This is a genomic window from Neisseria subflava, from assembly GCF_005221305.1.
GTDB lineage: Bacteria > Pseudomonadota > Gammaproteobacteria > Burkholderiales > Neisseriaceae > Neisseria > Neisseria subflava.
On record NZ_CP039887.1, the window covers coordinates 380,046 to 400,477 of the forward strand.

General features: G+C 47.7%; 25 protein-coding genes. 22 read left to right on the forward strand and 3 right to left on the reverse strand.

The window, feature by feature from the left end; genetic code table 11:
- Nucleotides 1–4: 4 nt before the first annotated feature.
- Complete coding sequence (gene pmbA, locus FAH66_RS01865) at nucleotides 5–1,336, reverse strand: metalloprotease PmbA (protein ID WP_137040464.1); 1,332 nt, start codon at nucleotides 1,334–1,336, stop codon at nucleotides 5–7.
- A 124-nt stretch (nucleotides 1,337–1,460) separates the two neighbouring features.
- Between pmbA and yjgA the strand changes: the two genes are divergently transcribed.
- The 3 genes from yjgA (at nucleotide 1,461) to FAH66_RS01880 (ending at nucleotide 4,751) form a co-directional block, all read left to right on the forward strand.
- Nucleotides 1,461–1,994, forward strand: coding sequence for a ribosome biogenesis factor YjgA (gene yjgA / locus FAH66_RS01870; protein ID WP_137040466.1), 534 nt, complete (start codon nucleotides 1,461–1,463; stop codon nucleotides 1,992–1,994).
- Nucleotides 1,995–2,096: 102 nt separating this feature from the next.
- Complete coding sequence (gene recJ / locus FAH66_RS01875; protein WP_137040468.1) at nucleotides 2,097–3,797, forward strand: single-stranded-DNA-specific exonuclease RecJ; 1,701 nt, start codon at nucleotides 2,097–2,099, stop codon at nucleotides 3,795–3,797.
- Between the two features lie 18 nt (nucleotides 3,798–3,815).
- Nucleotides 3,816–4,751, forward strand: a complete 936-nt coding sequence (locus tag FAH66_RS01880) for a DMT family transporter (protein WP_137040470.1) — start codon at nucleotides 3,816–3,818, stop codon at nucleotides 4,749–4,751.
- Between the two features lie 95 nt (nucleotides 4,752–4,846).
- Here FAH66_RS01880 and FAH66_RS01885 read toward each other — a convergent pair whose 3' ends face one another.
- Nucleotides 4,847–6,328, reverse strand: a complete 1,482-nt coding sequence (locus FAH66_RS01885; RefSeq protein WP_137040472.1) for an aldehyde dehydrogenase family protein — start codon at nucleotides 6,326–6,328, stop codon at nucleotides 4,847–4,849.
- A gap of 340 nt (nucleotides 6,329–6,668) precedes the next feature.
- Between FAH66_RS01885 and adhP the strand changes: the two genes are divergently transcribed.
- Nucleotides 6,669–7,712 carry an alcohol dehydrogenase AdhP gene (gene adhP / locus FAH66_RS01890; protein WP_167480304.1) on the forward strand — a complete coding sequence of 348 codons (1,044 nt, stop codon included), beginning with the start codon at nucleotides 6,669–6,671 and terminating at the stop codon, nucleotides 7,710–7,712.
- Between the two features lie 69 nt (nucleotides 7,713–7,781).
- Here adhP and FAH66_RS01895 read toward each other — a convergent pair whose 3' ends face one another.
- Complete coding sequence (locus FAH66_RS01895; RefSeq protein ID WP_137040474.1) at nucleotides 7,782–8,705, reverse strand: RluA family pseudouridine synthase; 924 nt, start codon at nucleotides 8,703–8,705, stop codon at nucleotides 7,782–7,784.
- A 337-nt stretch (nucleotides 8,706–9,042) separates the two neighbouring features.
- Here FAH66_RS01895 and FAH66_RS01900 point away from each other — a divergent pair, with 337 nt between their 5' ends.
- The 18 genes from FAH66_RS01900 to FAH66_RS01980 all read left to right on the forward strand — a co-directional run bounded on the left by FAH66_RS01900 (nucleotide 9,043) and on the right by FAH66_RS01980 (nucleotide 20,415).
- Nucleotides 9,043–9,912, forward strand: a complete 870-nt coding sequence (locus tag FAH66_RS01900) for a meta-pathway of phenol degradation family protein (RefSeq protein ID WP_137040476.1) — start codon at nucleotides 9,043–9,045, stop codon at nucleotides 9,910–9,912.
- 42 nt (nucleotides 9,913–9,954) lie between these two features.
- Nucleotides 9,955–10,401 (forward strand): hypothetical protein, encoded by a 447-nt coding sequence (locus FAH66_RS01905; protein WP_137040478.1) that lies wholly within the window; start codon nucleotides 9,955–9,957, stop codon nucleotides 10,399–10,401.
- Between the two features lie 75 nt (nucleotides 10,402–10,476).
- Nucleotides 10,477–10,905, forward strand: a complete 429-nt coding sequence (locus FAH66_RS01910) for a hypothetical protein (RefSeq protein ID WP_244284972.1) — start codon at nucleotides 10,477–10,479, stop codon at nucleotides 10,903–10,905.
- A gap of 23 nt (nucleotides 10,906–10,928) precedes the next feature.
- Complete coding sequence (locus FAH66_RS01915; protein ID WP_137040480.1) at nucleotides 10,929–11,351, forward strand: hypothetical protein; 423 nt, start codon at nucleotides 10,929–10,931, stop codon at nucleotides 11,349–11,351.
- A 185-nt stretch (nucleotides 11,352–11,536) separates the two neighbouring features.
- Nucleotides 11,537–11,785: a hypothetical protein gene (locus FAH66_RS01920; protein ID WP_137040482.1), complete on the forward strand. Its 249-nt coding sequence runs from the start codon at nucleotides 11,537–11,539 to the stop codon at nucleotides 11,783–11,785.
- 134 nt (nucleotides 11,786–11,919) lie between these two features.
- Entirely contained in the window at nucleotides 11,920–12,297 is a 378-nt protein-coding gene (locus FAH66_RS01925) for a hypothetical protein (protein ID WP_137040484.1), read from the forward strand.
- A gap of 44 nt (nucleotides 12,298–12,341) precedes the next feature.
- Nucleotides 12,342–12,662, forward strand: a complete 321-nt coding sequence (locus FAH66_RS10965) for a hypothetical protein (RefSeq protein ID WP_244284974.1) — start codon at nucleotides 12,342–12,344, stop codon at nucleotides 12,660–12,662.
- A 67-nt stretch (nucleotides 12,663–12,729) separates the two neighbouring features.
- Nucleotides 12,730–13,386 (forward strand): C39 family peptidase, encoded by a 657-nt coding sequence (locus FAH66_RS01935; RefSeq protein ID WP_167480305.1) that lies wholly within the window; start codon nucleotides 12,730–12,732, stop codon nucleotides 13,384–13,386.
- A gap of 117 nt (nucleotides 13,387–13,503) precedes the next feature.
- Nucleotides 13,504–14,799, forward strand: coding sequence for a histidine--tRNA ligase (gene hisS / locus FAH66_RS01940; RefSeq protein ID WP_137040486.1), 1,296 nt, complete (start codon nucleotides 13,504–13,506; stop codon nucleotides 14,797–14,799).
- A complete protein-coding gene (locus FAH66_RS01945; protein ID WP_137040488.1) occupies nucleotides 14,800–15,429 on the forward strand; it encodes a YfgM family protein in 630 nt (209 codons plus the stop codon).
- 141 nt (nucleotides 15,430–15,570) lie between these two features.
- The gene (der, locus tag FAH66_RS01950) at nucleotides 15,571–17,028 is read left to right on the forward strand and encodes a ribosome biogenesis GTPase Der (RefSeq protein WP_049331367.1); all 1,458 of its coding nucleotides are present in this window, start codon (nucleotides 15,571–15,573) and stop codon (nucleotides 17,026–17,028) included.
- Between the two features lie 66 nt (nucleotides 17,029–17,094).
- Complete coding sequence (locus FAH66_RS11180) at nucleotides 17,095–17,160, forward strand: hypothetical protein (RefSeq protein ID WP_373463616.1); 66 nt, start codon at nucleotides 17,095–17,097, stop codon at nucleotides 17,158–17,160.
- A 163-nt stretch (nucleotides 17,161–17,323) separates the two neighbouring features.
- On the forward strand, nucleotides 17,324–17,620 hold the full coding sequence (gene hfq, locus FAH66_RS01955; RefSeq protein WP_003683208.1) for an RNA chaperone Hfq: 297 nt from the start codon (nucleotides 17,324–17,326) through the stop codon (nucleotides 17,618–17,620).
- 78 nt (nucleotides 17,621–17,698) lie between these two features.
- Nucleotides 17,699–18,268: a tRNA 5-(aminomethyl)-2-thiouridylate-methyltransferase MnmM gene (gene mnmM / locus FAH66_RS01960; RefSeq protein ID WP_137040490.1), complete on the forward strand. Its 570-nt coding sequence runs from the start codon at nucleotides 17,699–17,701 to the stop codon at nucleotides 18,266–18,268.
- A 55-nt stretch (nucleotides 18,269–18,323) separates the two neighbouring features.
- Entirely contained in the window at nucleotides 18,324–18,698 is a 375-nt protein-coding gene (locus tag FAH66_RS01965; protein ID WP_003681989.1) for a SirB2 family protein, read from the forward strand.
- 15 nt (nucleotides 18,699–18,713) lie between these two features.
- On the forward strand, nucleotides 18,714–19,202 hold the full coding sequence (gene folK / locus FAH66_RS01970; protein ID WP_137040492.1) for a 2-amino-4-hydroxy-6-hydroxymethyldihydropteridine diphosphokinase: 489 nt from the start codon (nucleotides 18,714–18,716) through the stop codon (nucleotides 19,200–19,202).
- A 97-nt stretch (nucleotides 19,203–19,299) separates the two neighbouring features.
- On the forward strand, nucleotides 19,300–19,935 hold the full coding sequence (locus FAH66_RS01975) for a deoxynucleoside kinase (RefSeq protein WP_070590983.1): 636 nt from the start codon (nucleotides 19,300–19,302) through the stop codon (nucleotides 19,933–19,935).
- A 36-nt stretch (nucleotides 19,936–19,971) separates the two neighbouring features.
- A complete protein-coding gene (locus FAH66_RS01980; protein WP_003683206.1) occupies nucleotides 19,972–20,415 on the forward strand; it encodes a peroxiredoxin in 444 nt (147 codons plus the stop codon).
- Nucleotides 20,416–20,432 lie beyond the last annotated feature (17 nt).

The following is a 20,432-nucleotide window of genomic DNA, read 5'->3' on the forward strand; positions in this document are numbered from 1 at the left end:
TCAATCAGTTGCCGGCAACCGTCATTTTAGAGACCAAGATGGAGCCGATTTGGTTGGACGAACGGCGTAATGCGTCGTCTGCCACGCCGGTGATGTCGCGGTACATATCCTGCAAACGTCCGGCAATGGTGATTTCCTGAACCGGATAGGCAATGACGCCGTTTTCCACCCAAAAACCGGCCGCGCCGCGCGAGTAGTCGCCGGTAATGCCGTTGACGCCTTGTCCCATCAATTCGGTAACCAGCAAACCTGTTCCCATTTCTTTCAATAGGTCGGCCTGCGTGGCGTGGGTATGGTTCAGATACAGATTGTGCGCGCCGCCGGCGTTGCCCGTTGTCTGCATACCGAGTTTTTTCGCGCTGTAACTGCTGAGGAAATAGCCTTCGATGATGCCGTCTTTCACCACAAAACGCGGCTGGGTGGCCACGCCTTCGGCATCGAAATAAGTGCTGCGGAACGAGCGCAGAATATGCGGTTCTTCGCGCAGGCTGAGAAACTCAGGCAGCACTTGTTTGCCGATACTGTCAATCAGGAAGCTGCTTTGGCGGTAGAGCGCGCCGCCGCTGAGTGCGCCGATAAGGTGGCCGATTAAGCCGACGGCGACAGTGGTGTCGAACAGTACGGGATAGCTGCCGGTCGGAACGCTGCGGCTGTTCAGACGGCGTAAAGTCCGTTCGGCTGCGGTTTTACCGATGAGTTCGGGCGTGTCCATGTCTTCGTGACGGCAGGAAGAATCGTACCAATAGTCGCGCTGCATGCCGTGTTCGTCGCTGGCGACCACGCTGCAAGAAATGCTGTGGTGCGTGCTTTGCTGGTGTGCGGCAAAGCCGTGGGTGTTGCCATAGACATATTGGTAATGGCCGGTATGAACCGATGCGCCTTCAGAATTTTCAATGCGTTTGTCCGTTGACAGCGCGGCCTGTTCGCATTGCTTGGCCAAATCGATGGCGGATTCGGTACTCAAATCCCATTCGTGGTAGCGGTCGAGGTCGCCGATATGGGTTGCCATCAAGGCAGCGTCGGCAAGGCCGGCGCAATCGTCTTCGGCGGTATAGCGTGCAATATCGATGGCAGCTTTGACCGTATCTTGCAGGGCGCGTTCGGAGAAGTCGGCCGTGCTGGCGCGGCCTTTGCGTTGGCCGACATAGACCGTAATGTCTAAAGATTTGTCTTGTTGGAACTCGATTTGTTCGATTTCGCCCAAGCGCACGCTGACGCTTTGCCCGAGCGACTCGCTGAAATCGGCTTCGGCCGAGGTGGCGCCGGATTGTTTGGCCAAATCCAGCGTGTGTCCGCACAAGCGCAACAGCTCGTCCGGTGTGTGGTTAAACAGCATAAAAAGGTTTCCTGACAGGGTTTTGCGGCATTTTAACCGTTTCAGACGGCCTCTGCAAAAATCGCACGGAAAGGCCGTCTGAAAACTGATAAAATAGGCAGATTCAGAAAATCAGGGAAACACAATGTTTGAACAAGAAGACGAATGGGTCAGCAAAACCCAAATGAAAAAGCAAATGAACGATTTGCAGGCTTTGGGTATGGAATTGACCAAGCTCTCCAGCGATACATTGAAAAAAATCGGCTTGGACGAAGACCTGTTCGAGGCAATTGCCACCTATAAAAAAATCACGTCCAACAGCGCACTCAAACGCCAAGCCCAATTTATCGGCCGCCTGATGCGCGATACCGACCCTGCGCCCATCGAAGCCTTCTTGGCCAAACTGCGCGGCGACAATACGGCGCACAATGCTTTTTTGCAACGCGTCGAGCAGGCGCGTACCCGACTGTTGGCAGACGATGGCGCGATTACCCAATTTATGGCCGATTTTCCGCAAGCCGACGCCGGCAAATTGCGCACCTTGATCCGCAACACTAAAAAAGAGCAGGAACAAAACAAACCGCCGAAAAACTTCCGCGCGCTGTTCCAAGAAATTAAAGCAGTGATGGAGGCCGGTCAATCCGATGCTTCAGAAGAAGGGCAGGATTGGGAGGAATAAACCTTAAGGCCGTCTGAAAACGGATTGCAGGTTTCAGACGGCCTCCTCCTTAAAATAAACGCTTCAAAAATATTAATTTTTCTCTATTTAATCCCACACACCATGTCCGTCAAAATCCAAACACGTTCTATTAATCCGACTGTTTTTAACGACTTGCTTACTGCCGGTACCGATCCTTTGATTGCGCGGCTGTGTGCTGCGCGTGATGTGCAAAGTCCGGCCGAGTTGGACGACAAACTTGCTGCGCTGTTGCCGTATCAAACGCTGACAAACTGCGAAGCCGCCGCCGGCCGTTTGGCGGATGCGATTGAGCGTCAGGAAAAAATCTTGATTGTCGCCGACTACGATGCAGACGGTGCGACGGCGTGTTCCGTCGGTATGAGCGGTTTGGCGGCGATGGGGGCGAAAGTGGATTTCCTTGTGCCCAATCGCTTTGAACACGGCTACGGCTTAACGCCCGAGCTGGCTGAAATCGCGGCAGAGCAAGGTGTGGATTTATTGGTGACGGTGGATAACGGTATCGCCAGCATTGCAGGCGTGGCGCGTGCGCAGGAGTTGGGTTTGGATGTGATTGTGACCGACCACCATCTGCCTGCCGAGACCGTGCCCGACTGCATCATCGTCAATCCGAATCAAAAAGGCTGCGGTTTCCAAAGCAAAAGCTTGGCGGGCGTGGGCGTGATTTTTTATGTATTGATGGCTTTGCGTGCCGAACTGCGCCGCCGCCATTATTTTTCAGACGGCCTGAAAGAGCCGAATCTGGGCGATCTTTTGGATTTGGTCGCACTCGGTACCGTCGCCGATGTTGTCACTCTAGACCACAACAACCGTATCCTCGTGTCTCAAGGTTTGAAACGGATGCGTTTGGGCAAAATGCGCCCCGGTATCCGCGCCTTGTTTGAAGTGGCGCGACGGGATTGGCGCAAGGCTCAGCCGTTTGATATGGGCTTTGCGTTGGGACCGCGCATCAATGCGGCCGGACGGCTGGACGATATGTCGGTCGGCATTGCCTGTCTGTTGGCGCAAGATGATGCCGAAGCGCAGGAACTGGCGGCTCAGTTAAACAACCTCAATATCGAGCGCCGCGAAATCGAGCAATCCATGCTACAAGACGCGCTGAACGCCTTTCCCGAAACCCTACCTCCAGGTCAGACGACTTTGGTGGCGTATCGCGACGATTTCCATCAAGGCGTGGTCGGCATCGTTGCCAGCCGCCTCAAAGACCGTTTTTATCGTCCGACCATCGTGTTTGCGCCTGCCGACAACGGCGAAGTGCGCGGTTCGGGACGCTCCATTCCCAATCTGCACCTGCGCGATGCTTTGGACTTGGTGTCTAAACGTCATCCCGATTTGATTTTGAAATTCGGCGGACACGCGATGGCGGCGGGTTTGAGCATACTTGAAGACAATATTCCCGCGTTTCAGACGGCCTTTGAAGAAGCAGTGCGCGAGATGGTGTGCGAAGACGATTTGTCGCAAACCTTCATCACCGACGGCAGCCTGCCTGCCCGCGACATTACGCTGGAACAGGCGCAGAACCTTGCCCGACACGTTTGGGGGCAGGGCTTCACGCCGCCGAGTTTTACCGACGAATTTCACGTCATCCGCCAGCAGCCTTTGGGCGCGGAAGGCAAACATAAAAAAGTCTGGCTGCAAAAAGACGGCTACGAATTTGAAGCCATGTTTTGGCGTTGCAGTGAAGACATTCCCGAATACATCCGCACGGTGTACCGCCCCGTTGCCAACGAATGGCGGAATAATCTCGAATTGCAGCTTTATATCGACTACTGGGAAGCCGCGTAAGCAAAGGCCGTCTGAAAAATGAAGAAACAAAAACCTTGGCTCGGCTTTTCATTGGCGCTGCTTGCCACCATGACTTGGGGTTCGCTGCCGGTCATCGCCCAACAGGCCTTAAAAGCCGTCGATGCGCCCACGCTGGTGTGGATACGCTTTTTAGTGGCTTCGCTGGTGTTGTTTGCGTTGTTGGGGCTGACCGGCAAGTTGCCGAGGCCGTCTGAATTTTCCAAGCAAACCTTATTTTTATTGGTGCTGGGCATTATTGGTATTTCCGCCAACTTCGTGCTTGTTGCCATGGGTTTGCACTATATTTCGCCGACAACCACGCAGGTGTTGTGGCAGCTCTCGCCCTTTACCATGATTTTGGTCGGAGTAGGTGTGTTTAAAGAAGCCTTTACGCACTGGCAAAAAATCGGCTTGATGCTTTTGCTGACGGGTTTGGCCATGTTTTTCAACGACAAATTCGGCGAACTTTTCAGCTTGGGCAGCTACGCGGTCGGCGTGATGATGGCGGCTTCGGGCAGCATGATTTGGGTGTGCTACGGCGTGGCGCAAAAACTTTTGTCCAAACATTTCAATTCGCAACAAATCCTGCTCATGATTTATTTTTGTAGCAGCTTTGTTTTCCTGCCGTTTGCCGAACCGTCGCAAATTGCCCATATCGGCAATCCGTTTTTATGGGGCTGCTTTATTTATTGCTGCCTGAACACGCTGATCGGCTACGGTTCATTCGGCGAAGCGCTCAATCATTGGGACGCTTCAAAAGTCAGTATCGTCACCACGCTGATTCCTGTATTCACCATGATATTTTCCACCATCGGCCATCATCTCGCCCCCGATTATTTTGCCGCTTCGGATATGAATATCGTCAGCTATGTGGGTGCCATGGTGGTTGTGGTCGGAGCCTTGCTGGCTGTGGCCGGAGAGAAAGTAATGGGGCTTTTTTTGAGAAAGATATGAAGCATTTATTGCAAAACAGAATAAAGCAAGGCCGTCTGAAACAGGTTTCAGACGGCCTTTATATTTTCTAAATCAGATTAATGTGAATCGCTGAATCAATAGAAGCCTTCGCGTTCTTCACGGGTGCTGATGTAGATGTTTTTCACTTGGGTGTAGGCGGCGAGCATCATTTTGTGGGTTTCGCGGCCGATACCTGAAGTTTTGTAGCCGCCAAACGGCGCGCCGGCAGGCAGGCGGTTGTAGCAGTTTACCCAAACGCGGCCGGTTTCTAATGCGTTGGAAACGCGCAGGCAGCGGTTGATGTCGGTACTCCACACTGCGCCGCCCAAGCCGTATTCGCTGTCGTTGGCCATTTTGATGACGTCTTCTTCGGTTTTGAATTTAATCACGGTGGCAACCGGGCCGAAGATTTCTTCTTGGGCAACACGGGCTTCGTTGCTGCTGGCTTCAATCAAAGTAGGCTCGACAAATTCGCCTTTGCCCAATTCGCCTTCGATTTTTTTACCGCCGGTAATAATGCGGCAACCTTCCTGTTCGCCGATTTTGACGTATTTCAAAATGGTCTCGAGTTGACCGGCGTTGACTTGCGAACCCATTTGGGTGTCGTCTTCCCAAGGCAGGCCGACTTTGATTTTTTTGAATTCTTCAGCCAACGCATTGACGAATTTGTCGTAAATGCCTTCTTGTACAAAAATGCGCGAACCGGCGCAGCATACTTGGCCTTGGTTGAACAAAATACCTTTTTGCGCGCCTTCGAGGGCTTTGTCGAAAGGCATATCGTCGAAGAAGATGTTGGCAGATTTGCCGCCCAATTCCAAAGTGGACGGAATCAGCAATTCGGCGGCGGCGATGCCGACGCGGCGGCCGACTTCGGTTGAGCCGGTAAAGGCCAGTTTGTTGAAGCCTTTGTGGTGCAGCATGTATTCGCCGGATTTTGAACCGCGGCCGGTAATTACGTTCAACACGCCTTTAGGCAGCAAGTGGTTGATTTTTTGAGCGAGGGACAACAGGCTCAATGAAGTGCTGGAAGAAGGGTGGATGACGATGGTACAACCTGCGGCCAATGCCGGAGCGATTTTCCATGCGGCCATCAGGAATGGGAAGTTCCAAGGAATGATTTGGCCGACAACGCCGATCGGTTCGCGCAAAACGATGGACAGGTCTTCGGCATCAAGTTGGGTCGCAGTGCCTTCTTCGCCGCGGATCACGCTGGCGAAATAGCGGAAATGGTCGGAGGCCAAAGGCACGTCGGCAGCGCGGGTTTCGCGGATGGGTTTGCCGTTGTCCAAGGTTTCTTGCAGGGCGAACAATTCGGCGTTTTCGTCAATCACATCGGCGATTTTGTTCAAAATGGCCGCGCGTTCGGCAGTCGTGGTTTTACGCCATGTTTTGAACGCTTCTTGCGCAGCGGCTACGGCAGCATCGACATCGGCATCGGTTGCGTCTGTGAACTTGGCCAACTCATCGCCATTGGCAGGGTTGTAAGAGGATAAAAGTTTGCCTTCGCTACCTTTTGTCCATTCGCCGTTGATCAAAAGGCCGTATTCTTTATCAAACACATTTAAATCTTTTGCCATAATGCTGTCTCCTTAATGAATGGGAATAGGTGTTTCAACACCATGAAAACAGCTTATGCTTTTTTCTTTTTAAGTTCAAGTATTAAAAATGAGAATATTCTCAAAATTTATATTTGCAATGTTGTTTCATGTAGCAGGCCGTCTAAAAAATAAAGGATTTAATTGAAATGAAAGTATATTTGTTAATATATTTAAAGATTTATAGGGATTAAATAGATTTTGTTATGGTATAACATCATAACTTATTGTTTTAAAAAAGATTATGGGTTGACGTCTTCGGATATGGGGAGTATTCTCATTCATAGCTAAACAGTTTTTCAACACCCTAGGAGACTTTCTCATGAAAATGCATGCTGTGGTAGTAAATAAAGATGTAGCAGGTGATGTAGAAGTTGTTGAACGCGAATTACGTCCGCTGGAATACGGCGAGGCGTTGGTGGAAGTCGAGTATTGCGGCGTGTGCCACACCGACTTGCACGTTGCGGCAGGCGATTACGGCGACAAACCGGGTCGTGTGTTGGGACACGAAGGCATCGGTTTGGTTAAAGAAGTTGCCGACGGTGTGAAAAATCTGAAAGTTGGCGATCGTGTCAGCATCGCATGGCTATTCCAAAGCTGCGGTTCTTGCGAATACTGCAATACCGGCCGCGAAACCTTGTGCCGTTCTGTATTGAACGCAGGCTATACTGCCGACGGCGGCATGGCGACCCACTGTATCGTCGATGCGGACTACGCCGTTAAAGTACCCGACGGTCTTGACCCTGCGCAAGCTTCGAGCATTACTTGTGCCGGTGTGACCACTTATAAAGCGATTAAAGTTTCCGGCGTTCGTCCGGGTCAATGGATTGCGATTTACGGTGCAGGCGGTTTGGGCAACTTGGGCGTCCAATACGCGAAAAAAGTATTCGGCGCACACGTCGTCGCCATCGACATCAACGATGAAAAACTGGCATTCGCTAAAGAAAGCGGCGCAGATTTAGTCATCAACGCCGCCAAAGAAGACGCAGCCAAAGTGATTCAAGAGAAAACCGGCGGCGCACACGCAGCCGTGGTAACAGCCGTATCCGCCGCCGCGTTCAACTCCGCTGTGGACTGCGTTCGTGCAGGCGGCCGCGTCGTTGCCATTGGTCTGCCGCCCGAATCTATGGACCTGTCCATCCCGCGTCTGGTCTTGGACGGCATCGAAGTGGTCGGCTCTCTGGTCGGTACCCGCAAAGATTTGGAAGAAGCATTCCAATTCGGCGCAGAAGGTTTGGTTGTGCCTAAAGTCGAATTGCGTGCTTTGGATGAAGCGCCTGCCATCTTCCAAGAAATGCGGGAAGGTAAAATTACCGGCCGTATGGTGATTGATATGAATAAAGAGTGCAGCTGTATTCATCACTAATCAAATGATTCCGTGATAAAAAGGCCGTCTGAACAATTTCAGACGGCCTTTTTCATTGGATTGAATAACTTAAAGCGTAAAGCTACTTTCAAATACGCGGATTTCTCCGCTGATAGGATCGGTAAACTCTATTCTTTTGGCCAGAAGTTTTAAAGGTTTATCGTAGTCTTCATCACCGGCTGCCAAGGGGGTAGGGTAAAGCGCATCGTTCATCAGCGGCATATTCAAACTCATCATATGCACGCGGAGCTGGTGTTTCTTTCCGGTATGCGGCGTGAGGCGGTAGAGGCTGAATGCGCCGCGGTTTTCGATAAGCTCGATGGTCGTGTGGGCATTGGGTTCGCCTTCTGTTTCCCGTGTGAGAAAGAATTTTTCGCCGCGTTCCATTCGTGACGAAATATCCAGCGGATAGTCCAAATCCGTCCGCGTCGGCGCCACCGCTTCATAGGTTTTTCGGACGGTTTTTTCTTGGAACATGGCCTGATAATCGCGACGCGTGGCAGGGTTGAGCGAAAGCAGCATAACGCCTGCCGTATCTTTGTCCAAGCGATGAATCGGCGTAATGTCTTCAACATTCAAATGCTGCAATTCCGGCCGCAAACGCAGGCGCGTGAGCAGGGTTTCCCGCAAAAACCTGCCGCTGGGGATGACAGGCAGGAAATGCGGTTTGTCCACCACAATCAAATGCTCATCAATATGCAAAATCTTTTCTTCAAACGGAATACGCGGCTCGCTCTCACGGCTGGTTTCACGGTAATAAAACATCGTCTTGCCGGGCTCGAACAAGGTATTCTCATCAAACGGCACGCCATCCGCGCCCACCACAAAACCGCTGTTCAGCCGCCGCCGCCAGTTTTCTTCGCCGACAAAGGGAAAATGAGCGCATAAAAAATGCAGTAGCGGCAAGCCGTAAAACTGCTTTTCATGCGGCAAAACCAAGTAGCTGGGTTTGACACCGTCTAAAAGGGGGAGGGGATTGGTACGTTTTTTCATGCGGCGGATTGTACTCGGTTTTTAGGATTTTTTCAGACGATGTTTTTCATTAGGGGCGGACACGATTTTCTGTTGCCGCCATCATTTCAGAGCAGAAAGGAATTCATCTTTGATGACTGGTGACCTGTTTCAGATTAATGGACGGTTTAGCAGTTAAGGTCGTCTGAAAACGTGGATCGAAACCCAAAGCTTTCGTCTTTAGACGAACTCTTGCAGAAATACCTTAATAGAAGAAAGCAATAAGTTTTCATGTCATCATTAAAAATATAATTTAGGCAAACTACACTAAATTTCATTAATATCCGTTAAATTTAATTTAAAACAATAAAACAACAATATGAAAAATATTCTGATTGCATTCGTTATCTTTGCTCCGTTGGTTGTCCGCGCCGACCTGCCTTTGAATATCGAAGACATCATGACGGACAAGGGCAAATTGAAACTCGACGCTTCCGTTACCTATATCAACAGCGAAAGCAGCCGTTCCGAACTTGCTGCGCCAATTTATATTCAGACAGGCTCCGCTTCCTTTATCCCCGTCCCGACCGAAATTCAGGAAAACGGCAGCAACAGCGATATACTCGTCGGCACACTCGGCCTACGTTACGGTTTGACCGGAAACACAGAAATCTACGGCAGCGGCAGCTACTTGGGGCGCGAAGACCGCAGATTCGACGGCGAAAGCAGCAAAACCCGCGACAAGCACCTATCCGACGTATCTCTCGGCATCAGCCATACCTTCCTCAAAGACGACAAAAACCCTGCCTTGATAGGCTTTCTCGAAGGCACGCTTTACGAAAAATCATGCGGCAAAGCTTCGCCGGGCAAATCATGGCTGATTGGCGCGACGACTTACAAAGCCATAGACCCCGTCGTCCTTGCTCTGACTGTCGCCTACCGCATCAACGGCAGCAAAACCCTTTCAGACGACGTCAAATATAAAGCAGGCAACTACTGGATGCTGAACCCTAATATCTCCTTCGCCGCCAACGACAGGATCAGCCTCACGGGCGGCATCCAATGGCTGGGCAAGCAGCCCGACCGTCTGGACGGCAAAAAAGAATCCGCAAGGAATACCTCTACCTACGCCCATCTCGGCGCAGGCTTTGGCTTCTCCAAAGCCACGTCTTTAAACGCATCCGCACGCTTCAATATTTCAGGGCAGAGCAGCTCCGAACTGAAATTGGGCGTACAGCATACGTTTTAAGCAGGCTTTGATTTTCCAACCTTGTAAAAAAAGGGACTTATTATGAAAAAACAAATTACCGCAGCCATGATGATTCTGACGATGATTGCCGCTCCCGCACTGGCAAACAGCATGGAGAATCAGGCATTTGAAAACCAAGTGTTCCACACGCAGGCAGATACGCCTATGCAGTTGGCGGAGCTTTCTCAGAAGGAGATGAAAGAGACTGAGGGGGCAGCGGCACCGTTGGTGGCAATAGGAATTTTGCATGCGGGCAGATTCCTTGCGCAGCGTTGGGTTACACAGCGTGTTGCAGCGCAAGCTTTATCAAGAGGAGCTAATGTCTATGCACGAACATCTCAACAAGCAAGAGCGGTAGCAAACCAAGCTTGGGGAAGACAAAATGTTATTAGACATGGGCAGAAGGAAATCCATTCAAATTATTCTCATTTCCAGAACTCAAGTCAAAAAATTCGAGGGCATGCTTTTTATGGAAATAAGCATAGATAAGCATAATTTGTGAAAAAAATAGTAAGGAATATGCATATATATATTCCTTACTATTTATGAGCTTTAGGAGTAATGATGTTTTTTCAAATTGCTTGTAATTCTGGAAATTCTTATATTTCCTTATTGAAGAGTATGAGATTTTATATTGATAACAAAGAGCGTGATTATATTTTTTTTCGGAAGGCTGTTAATATAAGTGATGACTTTATGCAAAGTGGTTTTATTACTCCGGAAGGATTAATTACTAAAAATAGTAATCCAAAATTATTTAATCAATATTCAAAAATGGCGTCTAAAAATAAATGTCAATATGAGATGGTTACATTTCTTTCGGATGAAATGAAAAATATTATTGAATTATTATCGAATGATGATGCATATGTAGAGTTTGCCTATTCTGAAGATTTTCATGTACTCCCTGAGATTGAAATTGATAAGAGAACTTTAAAATCACTAAATTTCTATATTGACTTCGGGGTTAAATATATAATTAATAAAATATAGATAAATCAAGATTATTAGCCTGCATGTCTTCTGCAATAATTGTTAATTTTGATAAACCAATAGATACGGAGCTTCTAGGTTTTTCAAAATATAATGGAAAGACCTTGTTTCATATTGGGTATAAGAATTTTTCTCTATATGAATGGATATATACTTCTTCAGAGGGAGAAGGGATATATCCTGAAATTTTTCCTAATAAGCGCGGTTATCTCGAGTTTATCAAAAAAAATAAAAAGAAACTAAAATTAAATCATTTTAGACTTTGTGAAGAATTATTGAAAAAGTTAAGGGAGATTCCCCAAGAATTTTTTCTGTATGTAGGGGATATGAGCGATATTAATAAATTAGAGATGCTTCCAAAAAGTTTATTGTCTTTAAATGAGATAACAGATAAAACCTTGTTGAAAGAAAATGTAGTTTATCGTATTAGTAAGTGTGAGGTTTGATTTTTATTAAGTTATTTGAGGTTTTTCAGTAAGTGTAGATATAAGATTGAGTTATATATAGCCAAACATTCAGGTGGTTCAACGGTTTTGTTGGGCTTGGCAACTCAACCTGCGCTTGCTGAAATTGGGTGTACAGTTATACGTTTTAAGCGGGCTTCGCTCCCTTTATCATTTAAGGGTAATTTATGAATATTAAAAATGAAATAGTTGATTTAATTTTTAAAAAAATTGATGGAGGGCAATATAGTTCTTTAGAAAATTTTGCTTTATCTGTACTAAGGGAGAAAATTATAAACAATACTGTTTCCAGTGATGAAAAATTATTGATTATTAATGATTTTTTATCAGGTTTTCTTGAGTTCGATTCTGAGACGGGAGAGCCTGTTGGGGAGACACTTAAAATTGAGCAAATGATCGATTTCTTTTTAGTCTAAATCATACATACAGTGATCAAGTAGGGTGTAGACCTAGCCTTTAAATACGATTGTCAGGTCTTACGGATAAGTTAAATACATTTTTTGTTATTAGGTCTGTAACCATGCATGTGTGCTAAATTGACGGGGTTAAAATGTCTTTCGGCTATTTGATTGCAACATCGCAACCCTGTGAATTACTGACAAAATCTCGGGGTGAAACTTTTTCTTTGATTATGAAGAAGATGGATTTATGGATTTATTTCAGATTTTGTGAGGGAAATATTTATACAATAAGGAAGAATGAAACTGAATCTTGTCTTACAGAAAGAGGAAGTGAATGGTTGAAACATATTTATGAATTTAATCGGGGAAGTTTTATTTTTTCTGATGTGCTTCTACAAAAGGGAGAAAGCGAAGAGAATTTTGCAGAAATTGTTTTAAAATCAATAAAAAATAATAAAATTTTGATAGTTAAGGTACGGTCAGACTTGCATTTTGACTTAAGAAATATTTATCGTATTGAGATGTAATAATGCAATTGATATGTGCCAATTGGACAGGTATAGGAAATTTTATGAAAACCTTTGAAAAAACATGGTCTGCACAATATCGGGATATGGAAATTTCAGTACGGAATTTTTGGAATTTGGAGCGGACAGGGGCGGAAGTCTATATCAACGGCAGGCGGGTTTATCATAACGAAGCCGAGATGGCGTCTGTTTCTTTGCGTTCGCTGATAGGGGAATACCTGGAATTTGAAGAAAGCGGTACGAAAATTACCGTTGAAATCGGCAGCGCGTGGCATTTTTGCGGTATGGCTTGCCGTATTTCGATAAACGGAAAATATCATGCTGGAAATAGGGTTGTCTGGTTTGCTAAGAAAGCCGGCATGTAAGAATAATTTTGTAAGAGGTCGTCTGAAAGCCTTTTCAGACGACCTCTTACATATATCTTTGGAAGGTATGATGATGTTTAAACGTATTTGTCTGTCAGTACCGATTGCCGTTTCTTTATCCGGTCCTCTGAATGCTGCACCGATGTTTAACGATAATCCTGTTGTTTACGGAAAAATCAAAGTGCAAAGTTGGAAAGAGAGGAGCGATTTCAATATTGTGAAGCAGGATTTGGATTTTTCCTGCGGGGCGGCTTCGGTGGCGACGCTTTTGAACAATTTTTACGGGCAAAAGCTGACGGAAGAAGAAGTGTTGAAAAAGCTGGATAAGGAGCAGATGCGTGCGTCGTTTGAGGATATGCAGCGCATCATGCCTGATTTGGGTTTTGAGGCGAAAGGCTATGCTCTGTCTTTCGAGCAGCTTGCGCAGTTGAAAATCCCCGTCATCGTGTATCTGAAATACCGCAAGGACGATCATTTCTCGGTATTGCGCGGGATAGACGGCAATACGGTTTTGCTTGCCGACCCTTCGCTGGGTCATGTTTCCATGAGTAGGGCGCAGTTTTTGGATGCTTGGAAAACCCGTGAGGGAAATTTGGCAGGTAAGATTTTGGCTGTCGTACCGAAAAAAGCGGAGACGATTTCAAATAAATTGTTTTTCACACAACACCCAAAGCGGCAGACGGAATTTGCAGTCAAACAAATCAGGCTACGGCGTGTAGACTGAGTCAAAGGCCGTCTGAAAACTGTTTCAGACGGCCTTTTGATTTGTTCCCAACCTCACAAACCCTTAAAAATCAGCTATAATGCCCAACTATTTGATTTTCGCTTATCCCATATTGAAATGGCACAAAAAATTCAATCTGTAAAAGGTATGAACGACCTTTTACCTGTCGAACAAAAAGATTTCAAACTGACAGCTGCGTTTTGGCAGGCGTTTGAAGATACGGTCGACCGTTGGACACGCGCTTACGGCTACCAGCAAATCCGTACGCCGATTGTCGAGCAAACAGGTTTGTTTGTCCGCTCCATCGGCGAGGAAACCGATGTGGTCGGCAAGGAAATGTACACCTTTTCCGATTCAAACGATTCTTTGAGTTTGAGCCTGCGTCCCGAAGGTACGGCTTCTTGTCTGCGTGCGGTAGTCGAACACAACCTTCTGTATAACAGCCCGCAAAAGCTGTGGTATATGGGCCCGATGTTCCGCCGCGAGCGTCCGCAAAAAGGCCGTTATCGTCAGTTCCATCAGGTCGGTATCGAGGCTTTGGGTTTTGAAGGGCCGGATATCGATGCGGAAATCATTGCGATGTCTGCTGACTTATGGGAAAAATTAGGTATTCGCGAATGCCTAACTTTGGAAATCAACAGCTTGGGCAACCGTGAGGAGCGCGCGGCACATCGTGCGGCATTGGTTGAATATTTGACCCGCTATGAGGCGCAACTGGATGAAGACAGCAAACGCCGTCTGAAAACCAATCCTTTGCGCGTTTTGGATACGAAAAACCCTGATTTGCAGGAAATCTGCAATGCGGCGCCGCGTCTGGTGGATTACTTGGGCGAGGCTTCGCAAAATCACTATGCTCGCTTCAAGGCGATGTTGGACGGTTTGGGTATCCAATATATTGAAAATCCGCGCTTGGTCCGTGGTTTGGATTACTACAATCAGACAGTTTTTGAGTGGACGACCGACAAACTCGGCGCGCAGGCGACTGTGTGCGGTGGCGGCCGTTACGATGGTTTGATTGAAGAGCTTGGCGGTAAGCCTGCGCCGTCTATCGGCTTTGCGATGGGTATTGAGCGCCTGCTGCTTTTGGTGAGCGAATACGGCTCGCTGGAAGTGAACGCTGCGCCTGATGTCTATGCAATGCACCAAGGTGAAGGTGCGGACTTGCAGGTGATGAAATACACGCAAGCCTTGCGCGCCCAAGGTTTCAATGTAATGCAGCATTCCGGCTATCAGAGCCTGAAAGCGCAAATGAAAAAAGCAGACAACAGTGGCGCACGCTTTGCCCTGATTGTGGCTCAGGATGAGCTGGCAAACGGTACGGTTACCCTGAAAGATATGCAGGGCAAACACGAACAACAAACCGTTGCCGCCGCTGATTTGACAGACACTTTACAACAATGGAAGAACGCATAAATGGCAGCCCATTTGGAAGAACAACAAGAGTTAGACAACTTTAAATATTTTTGGAAACGCACCGGCCGTTGGATCTTTGCCTTGCTGATCGTGGCGGCTTTGGGGTATTTGGGTTACACCATTTACCAAGGCCAAAAAGCTTCAAAAGATCAGGAAGCAGCAGCCGTATTGGCGCAAATGGTGGAAAAGGCACAGCAAAAAACCGACCCAAAAGCCATCAATGCCGATTTGGCCGAATTGCAAAAAAACTATCCTGATTCTATTTCGACAGCCCAAGCCACTTTGATGGTAGCGGCAACCGAGTTTGATGCCGGCCGTTATGATGTGGCGGAAGGTCATTTGAATTGGGTGCTGAAAAATCAAAACGCACCGCTGGTTCAAGCTTTGGCAGCGCAGCGTTTGGGCGTTACCCTGTTGCAGCAAAAAAAATACGATGCCGCCATCAATGCCCTGAATACTCAGGTTGAGGCTGATTTCGAGCCTTTGATGTTGGAAACCAAAGGCGATGTTTACGTTGCTCAAAATAAAACCAAAGAAGCCGTACAAAGTTACGAAGCTGCTTTGAGCAAAATGCCGCAAACCGCAGTAGGCCGCGAATTGCTGCAAATGAAAATCGACAGCTTGAAATAAGTTTGTTTGAAATCAAGGCCGTCTGAAGTTGCAATGACTTTTCAGACGGCCTACACTTATCCTTATCAACCGTGTTTTTAAAACACCTGCTTGTGTTCCGCTCCCGTTTTTAGGCGGCACTTGACACAGAAAGATTCAATTATGAAACCAACCATCGCGCTTGTCGGCCGCCCCAATGTCGGCAAATCTACTTTGTTCAACCGTTTGACGCGCACCAAAGACGCGCTCGTGCATGACCTGCCCGGCCTGACGCGTGACCGACATTACGGTCATGGCAAAGTCGGCAGCAAACCTTATTTGGTCATCGATACCGGCGGTTTTGAGCCGGTTGTCGATAGCGGCATTTTGCACGAAATGGCGAAGCAGACTTTGCAGGCTGTCGATGAAGCCGATGCGGTTGTGTTTTTGGTGGACGGCCGCACCGGTTTGACGCCGCAAGACAAAATCATTGCCGACCGTTTGCGCCAAAGCCCACGCCCCGTTTATTTGGCGGTGAATAAAGGCGAGGGCGGCAATAGGGCCGTGCTTGCCGCCGAGTTCTACGAACTTGCTTTGGGCGACCCTTATGTGATTTCAGGTGCGCACGGCGATGGTGTGTATTATTTGATTGAAGATATTTTGGAAACCTTCCCTGAGCCTGAAAAGGAAGAGGAAGAAGCGAAACATCCTGTTTTTGCTGTGATCGGCCGTCCAAATGTCGGTAAATCGACCTTGGTAAATGCCATTCTCGGCGAAGAGCGCGTGATTGCCTTCGATATGGCAGGCACGACGCGCGACAGTATCCATATTGATTTTGAACGTGAAGGCAAACCGTTTACCATCATCGATACCGCAGGTGTGCGCCGTCGCGGCAAAGTGGATGAAGCAGTGGAAAAGTTCTCCGTTATCAAAGCCATGCAGGCGGTTGAAGCGGCAAACGTTGCTGTTTTGGTATTGGACGCGCAACAAGATATTGCCGATCAAGATGCGACGATTGCAGGTTTTGCTTTGGAAGCAGGCCGTGCCTTGGTGGTGGCAGTCAATAAATGGGACGGCATTAGCGAAGAGCGTCGCGAGCAAGTGAAACGCGATATCAACCGCAAACTGTATTTCCTTGATTTTGCTAAGTTCCACTTTATTTCTGCATTGAAAGAACGCGGTATAGACGGTTTGTTTGAAAGCATTCAGGCTGCCTACAATGCGGCGATGATTAAGATGCCGACGCCGAAAATCACGCGCGTTCTGCAAAGTGCTATCGAGCGTCAACAGCCGCCGCGTGCTGGCTTGGTGCGTCCGAAAATGCGTTATGCCCACCAAGGCGGCATGAATCCGCCGGTGATTGTAGTACACGGCAATTCGCTGCACGCCATTTCTGACAGCTATACGCGCTATTTGACCCAAACGTTCCGCAAAGCCTTCAATCTGCAAGGTACGCCGCTCAGAATTCAATACAATGTTTCGGAAAACCCGTATGAAAATGCGGAAGACAAACCGAAGAAAAAACCGCTGCGCCGTGTCAGCCTGAGCAACCGTATTGAGAAACGCGAAGGCCGCAAGGAAGAGAAAAACCGCTTCAAGAAGAAAACCAAAGTCAGCGTGAAAAAACAATTCAGCAAATAAACACAAAGGCTGTCTGAACCATTTCAGACGGCCTTTTTATAATGAAAAACAGCTCATTAGAGCTTCATGGCATTTTCGATAGGGTTTGCCGAATTTAAAAAAACATCCAATTTGAAATGGGGATTGTTGTGAATATGGAAATGAAACAGTCGGTTTGACGGGAAGTTCCCTTATTGCTGGATTCCTAAACGGTGTGATAGAAAAAAATAGTTGGTAATTTATCCTATTCGGGGCTACAATCCCATCAAACGCCGATTTTGGCGTCTTTACAATCATAATAATGGAGCTCAAGAATATGACAGCTAAAGGACAAATGTTACAAGATCCTTTTTTGAATGCGTTGCGTAAAGAGCACGTTCCGGTTTCAATCTACTTGGTAAACGGCATCAAGCTGCAAGGTCAAGTGGAATCATTCGACCAGTACGTTGTTCTGCTGCGTAATACTTCCGTCACTCAAATGGTTTACAAACACGCTATCTCAACAATCGTTCCTGCACGCGCAGTCAGCCTGCAACACGAAAACAAGCAACCTCAAGCCGCTGCCGCAGCTGCTCCGGTTCAAGTTGAGACTGCGCAACAACCTGCCGAATAAATGATGTAACGTATTCCTGTTTTTCAATACCTTACCGCTTTTGCGGTAGGGTATTTTTATTTTCAGACGACCTTTATTATGCTGCTTGAAAACATTCTTCCCTTTGTACACTCCCTGTTACGACAAGCCTTAAAAGCAGGCGGCCGCGCTTTGGATGCGACGGCTGGAAATGGGCATGATACTTTGCTGTTGGCGCAGTCGGTTGGCGAGACGGGTAGGGTGTGGGCGTTTGATGTGCAATCTAAAGCATTAATGCAGACCCAAGGCCGTCTGAGAGAAAACGGCGTAGATGGCCGGGTAGCCCTGATACATGGCGGCCATGAAAACCTTTTATCTTATATCGATGAGCCTTTAGATGCTGCAGTATTTAATTTCGGTTGGCTGCCGGGTGGCGATAAAAGCTGTACGACTGAAGCGGCAAGCAGCATCCGTGCGCTGACGGATACTTTGGGTTTGCTGAAAGAGGGCGGCCTTGCCGTAGCGGTATTGTATCCGGGACATGAAGCCGGCCGAATAGAGGCTGAAGCGATTGTGCAATGGGCGGAAACTTTGCCGCAGGAAACCTTTGCCGTGTTACGCTATGGCTTTGTCAACCGCCGCAATGCGCCTCCCTATCTGCTGGCGATTGAAAAGTTGCGTCAGAAATAGATGTTTGCGGTAAAATAGCTGCTTTGTTTTTCAACCCTCAACATAAGAAACTGCCATGCAATATCTGTTTGTAAAATACAGCCATCAGATTTTCGTTGCCATCACCATCCTGTTGTTCAACATTCGTTTTTTCCTGCTCTGGCGTCATCCTGAGAAGCCGTTGGCAGGCATTTGGAAAGCCATGCCGCATTTGAACGATACCATGTTGCTGTTTACCGGCTTGTGGCTGATGAAGATTACCCATTTTTCGCCGTTTAATGCGCCGTGGCTCGGCATGAAAATCTTGCTGTTGCTGGTTTATATTGTGTTGGGCATGATTATGATGCGTTCGCGTCCGCGTTCACCGAAATTCTATATTGTCTACGTTTTGGCCATGTCGTGTGTTGCCACGATTGTTTTCCTTGCCAAAACCAAAACGCTGCCGTTTTAAAAGAGGCCGTCTGAAATGTATCCGCATTTTGCCGTTATCGCTTTGGGCAGCAATCTCGCCAATCCTGCCGAACAGGTTCGCGCTGCATTGGCCGAATTGGACGCACATCCGCATATCTGGCTCGAAAAGGCTTCTTCCCTGTATCTGACTGCGCCGGTCGGCTATGACGATCAGCCCGATTTTGTGAACGCCGTTTGTACCGTGAAAACTTCATTGGACGGCGTGGCGCTGTTGGCAGAGTTAAACCGCATCGAGGCTAAATTTGGGCGCGAACGTTCTTTCCGTAATGCACCGCGCACCTTGGATTTGGACATCATCGATTTTGACGGTATCCGCAGTGATAACCCACATCTGACCTTGCCGCATCCGCGCGCGCATGAGCGTAGTTTCGTTATGTTGCCGTTGGCTGAAATCCTTCCGGATTTCGAGTTGGGCGAGCATGGCCGTGCGGCTGATTTGGCTCAGGCTTTGAGTGGGCAGGGTATTCGCCTGTTGAAAGAATAAAGGCCGTCTGAAAAACGGACTAAAACAAGAAAGGGCGTGTTGGACACGCCTTTTTTACTATAAAATATTGTTGGGAAACACATTACAAAGAGTTACTATGAATCCTCGTTATATTGTTGTCGAAGGCGCCATCGGTAGTGGCAAGACCGCTTTGAGCCGCCGCTTGGCAGAGCATTTCAGCGCGTTGCTGTTGTCGGAGAATCCGGATCACAATCCGTTTCTCATGAAGTTTTACAGCAATGTTTCCAATAATGGCTTGGCTGCCGAGCTTTTCTTCCTGACGCGTCGCGCAGAAAGCGTGAATATTATTGAAGACCAATGCGCGCAAGGCGGAATGGTTGTGGCTGATTTTTTACCAGAAAAAGACCGTATTTTTACGCCTATCGTTTTGAATGATGACGAGCAGCAGCTTTTTGCCGATATGAAGCAACGCATTCTGCCGCAATACGCGGAGCCCGATGTGGTGATTTATCTGCAAACCGCCGTCGAAAACAACCGCAAACGCCTGCAAAAACGTCACGAAGGCATCATCAGCTTGTTTCCCGAAGGTTATTTGGGACGGGTGCATGACGAATACAGCCATTTCTTCCATTTGTATCAAAGTGCGCCTTTGCTGACCGTCAATGCCGATGAGTTAGATTTAGCCGGCAATGACGATCATTTCCAGCTTTTGTTGCGCGCATTAGAAGATTTTCAAGGTACGCGAAGTTATTTGAATTTAAGCGAAAAATAAATGCAGGCTAGGTTTAGGCCGTCTGAAAGGAATAATATGTCAAAATATCAATTCACACTCCCATCTTCTTCCGGTAGTGATTTTAACTCCGCCGAACATTTGCCGTTGGTTGTCTATTTTTATCCTAAAGACAGCACGCCCGGCTGTACCACTGAAGGCTTGGATTTCAATGCCCGATTGGAACAATTCAAAGCATTGGGCTATACCGTTGTCGGTATTTCGCGCGACGGCGTCAAATCGCATCAGAATTTCTGCGCCAAACAAGGCTTTCAGTTTGAATTGTTGAGCGACAAAGAAGAAACCGTCTGCAAACTGTTTGACGTGATCAAGCTGAAAAAGCTTTACGGCAAAGAATCCCTCGGCATTGAACGCAGCACCTTTGTGTTGGACGAAAACGGCGAAATCGCCCATGAATGGCGTAAAGTCAAAGTGGCCGGACACGCGCAGGAAGTTTTGGATACAATTTCTCAAGCCTCTTAAATAGGGCTTTGAGAACC

Excerpts from the sequence above, each read along its gene's own strand:
- pmbA (WP_137040464.1), bottom strand. The coding sequence starts at position 1,336 with ATGCTGTTTAACCACACACCGGACGAGCTGTTGCGCTTGTGCGGACAC.
- yjgA (WP_137040466.1), top strand. The coding sequence starts at position 1,461 with ATGTTTGAACAAGAAGACGAATGGGTCAGCAAAACCCAAATGAAAAAG.
- recJ (WP_137040468.1), top strand. The coding sequence starts at position 2,097 with ATGTCCGTCAAAATCCAAACACGTTCTATTAATCCGACTGTTTTTAAC.
- FAH66_RS01880 (WP_137040470.1), top strand. The coding sequence starts at position 3,816 with ATGAAGAAACAAAAACCTTGGCTCGGCTTTTCATTGGCGCTGCTTGCC.
- FAH66_RS01885 (WP_137040472.1), bottom strand. The coding sequence starts at position 6,328 with ATGGCAAAAGATTTAAATGTGTTTGATAAAGAATACGGCCTTTTGATC.
- adhP (WP_167480304.1), top strand. The coding sequence starts at position 6,669 with ATGAAAATGCATGCTGTGGTAGTAAATAAAGATGTAGCAGGTGATGTA.
- FAH66_RS01895 (WP_137040474.1), bottom strand. The coding sequence starts at position 8,705 with ATGAAAAAACGTACCAATCCCCTCCCCCTTTTAGACGGTGTCAAACCC.
- FAH66_RS01900 (WP_137040476.1), top strand. The coding sequence starts at position 9,043 with ATGAAAAATATTCTGATTGCATTCGTTATCTTTGCTCCGTTGGTTGTC.
- FAH66_RS01905 (WP_137040478.1), top strand. The coding sequence starts at position 9,955 with ATGAAAAAACAAATTACCGCAGCCATGATGATTCTGACGATGATTGCC.
- FAH66_RS01910 (WP_244284972.1), top strand. The coding sequence starts at position 10,477 with ATGTTTTTTCAAATTGCTTGTAATTCTGGAAATTCTTATATTTCCTTA.
- FAH66_RS01915 (WP_137040480.1), top strand. The coding sequence starts at position 10,929 with ATGTCTTCTGCAATAATTGTTAATTTTGATAAACCAATAGATACGGAG.
- FAH66_RS01920 (WP_137040482.1), top strand. The coding sequence starts at position 11,537 with ATGAATATTAAAAATGAAATAGTTGATTTAATTTTTAAAAAAATTGAT.
- FAH66_RS01925 (WP_137040484.1), top strand. The coding sequence starts at position 11,920 with ATGTCTTTCGGCTATTTGATTGCAACATCGCAACCCTGTGAATTACTG.
- FAH66_RS10965 (WP_244284974.1), top strand. The coding sequence starts at position 12,342 with ATGAAAACCTTTGAAAAAACATGGTCTGCACAATATCGGGATATGGAA.
- FAH66_RS01935 (WP_167480305.1), top strand. The coding sequence starts at position 12,730 with ATGATGATGTTTAAACGTATTTGTCTGTCAGTACCGATTGCCGTTTCT.
- hisS (WP_137040486.1), top strand. The coding sequence starts at position 13,504 with ATGGCACAAAAAATTCAATCTGTAAAAGGTATGAACGACCTTTTACCT.
- FAH66_RS01945 (WP_137040488.1), top strand. The coding sequence starts at position 14,800 with ATGGCAGCCCATTTGGAAGAACAACAAGAGTTAGACAACTTTAAATAT.
- der (WP_049331367.1), top strand. The coding sequence starts at position 15,571 with ATGAAACCAACCATCGCGCTTGTCGGCCGCCCCAATGTCGGCAAATCT.
- hfq (WP_003683208.1), top strand. The coding sequence starts at position 17,324 with ATGACAGCTAAAGGACAAATGTTACAAGATCCTTTTTTGAATGCGTTG.
- mnmM (WP_137040490.1), top strand. The coding sequence starts at position 17,699 with ATGCTGCTTGAAAACATTCTTCCCTTTGTACACTCCCTGTTACGACAA.
- FAH66_RS01965 (WP_003681989.1), top strand. The coding sequence starts at position 18,324 with ATGCAATATCTGTTTGTAAAATACAGCCATCAGATTTTCGTTGCCATC.
- folK (WP_137040492.1), top strand. The coding sequence starts at position 18,714 with ATGTATCCGCATTTTGCCGTTATCGCTTTGGGCAGCAATCTCGCCAAT.
- FAH66_RS01975 (WP_070590983.1), top strand. The coding sequence starts at position 19,300 with ATGAATCCTCGTTATATTGTTGTCGAAGGCGCCATCGGTAGTGGCAAG.
- FAH66_RS01980 (WP_003683206.1), top strand. The coding sequence starts at position 19,972 with ATGTCAAAATATCAATTCACACTCCCATCTTCTTCCGGTAGTGATTTT.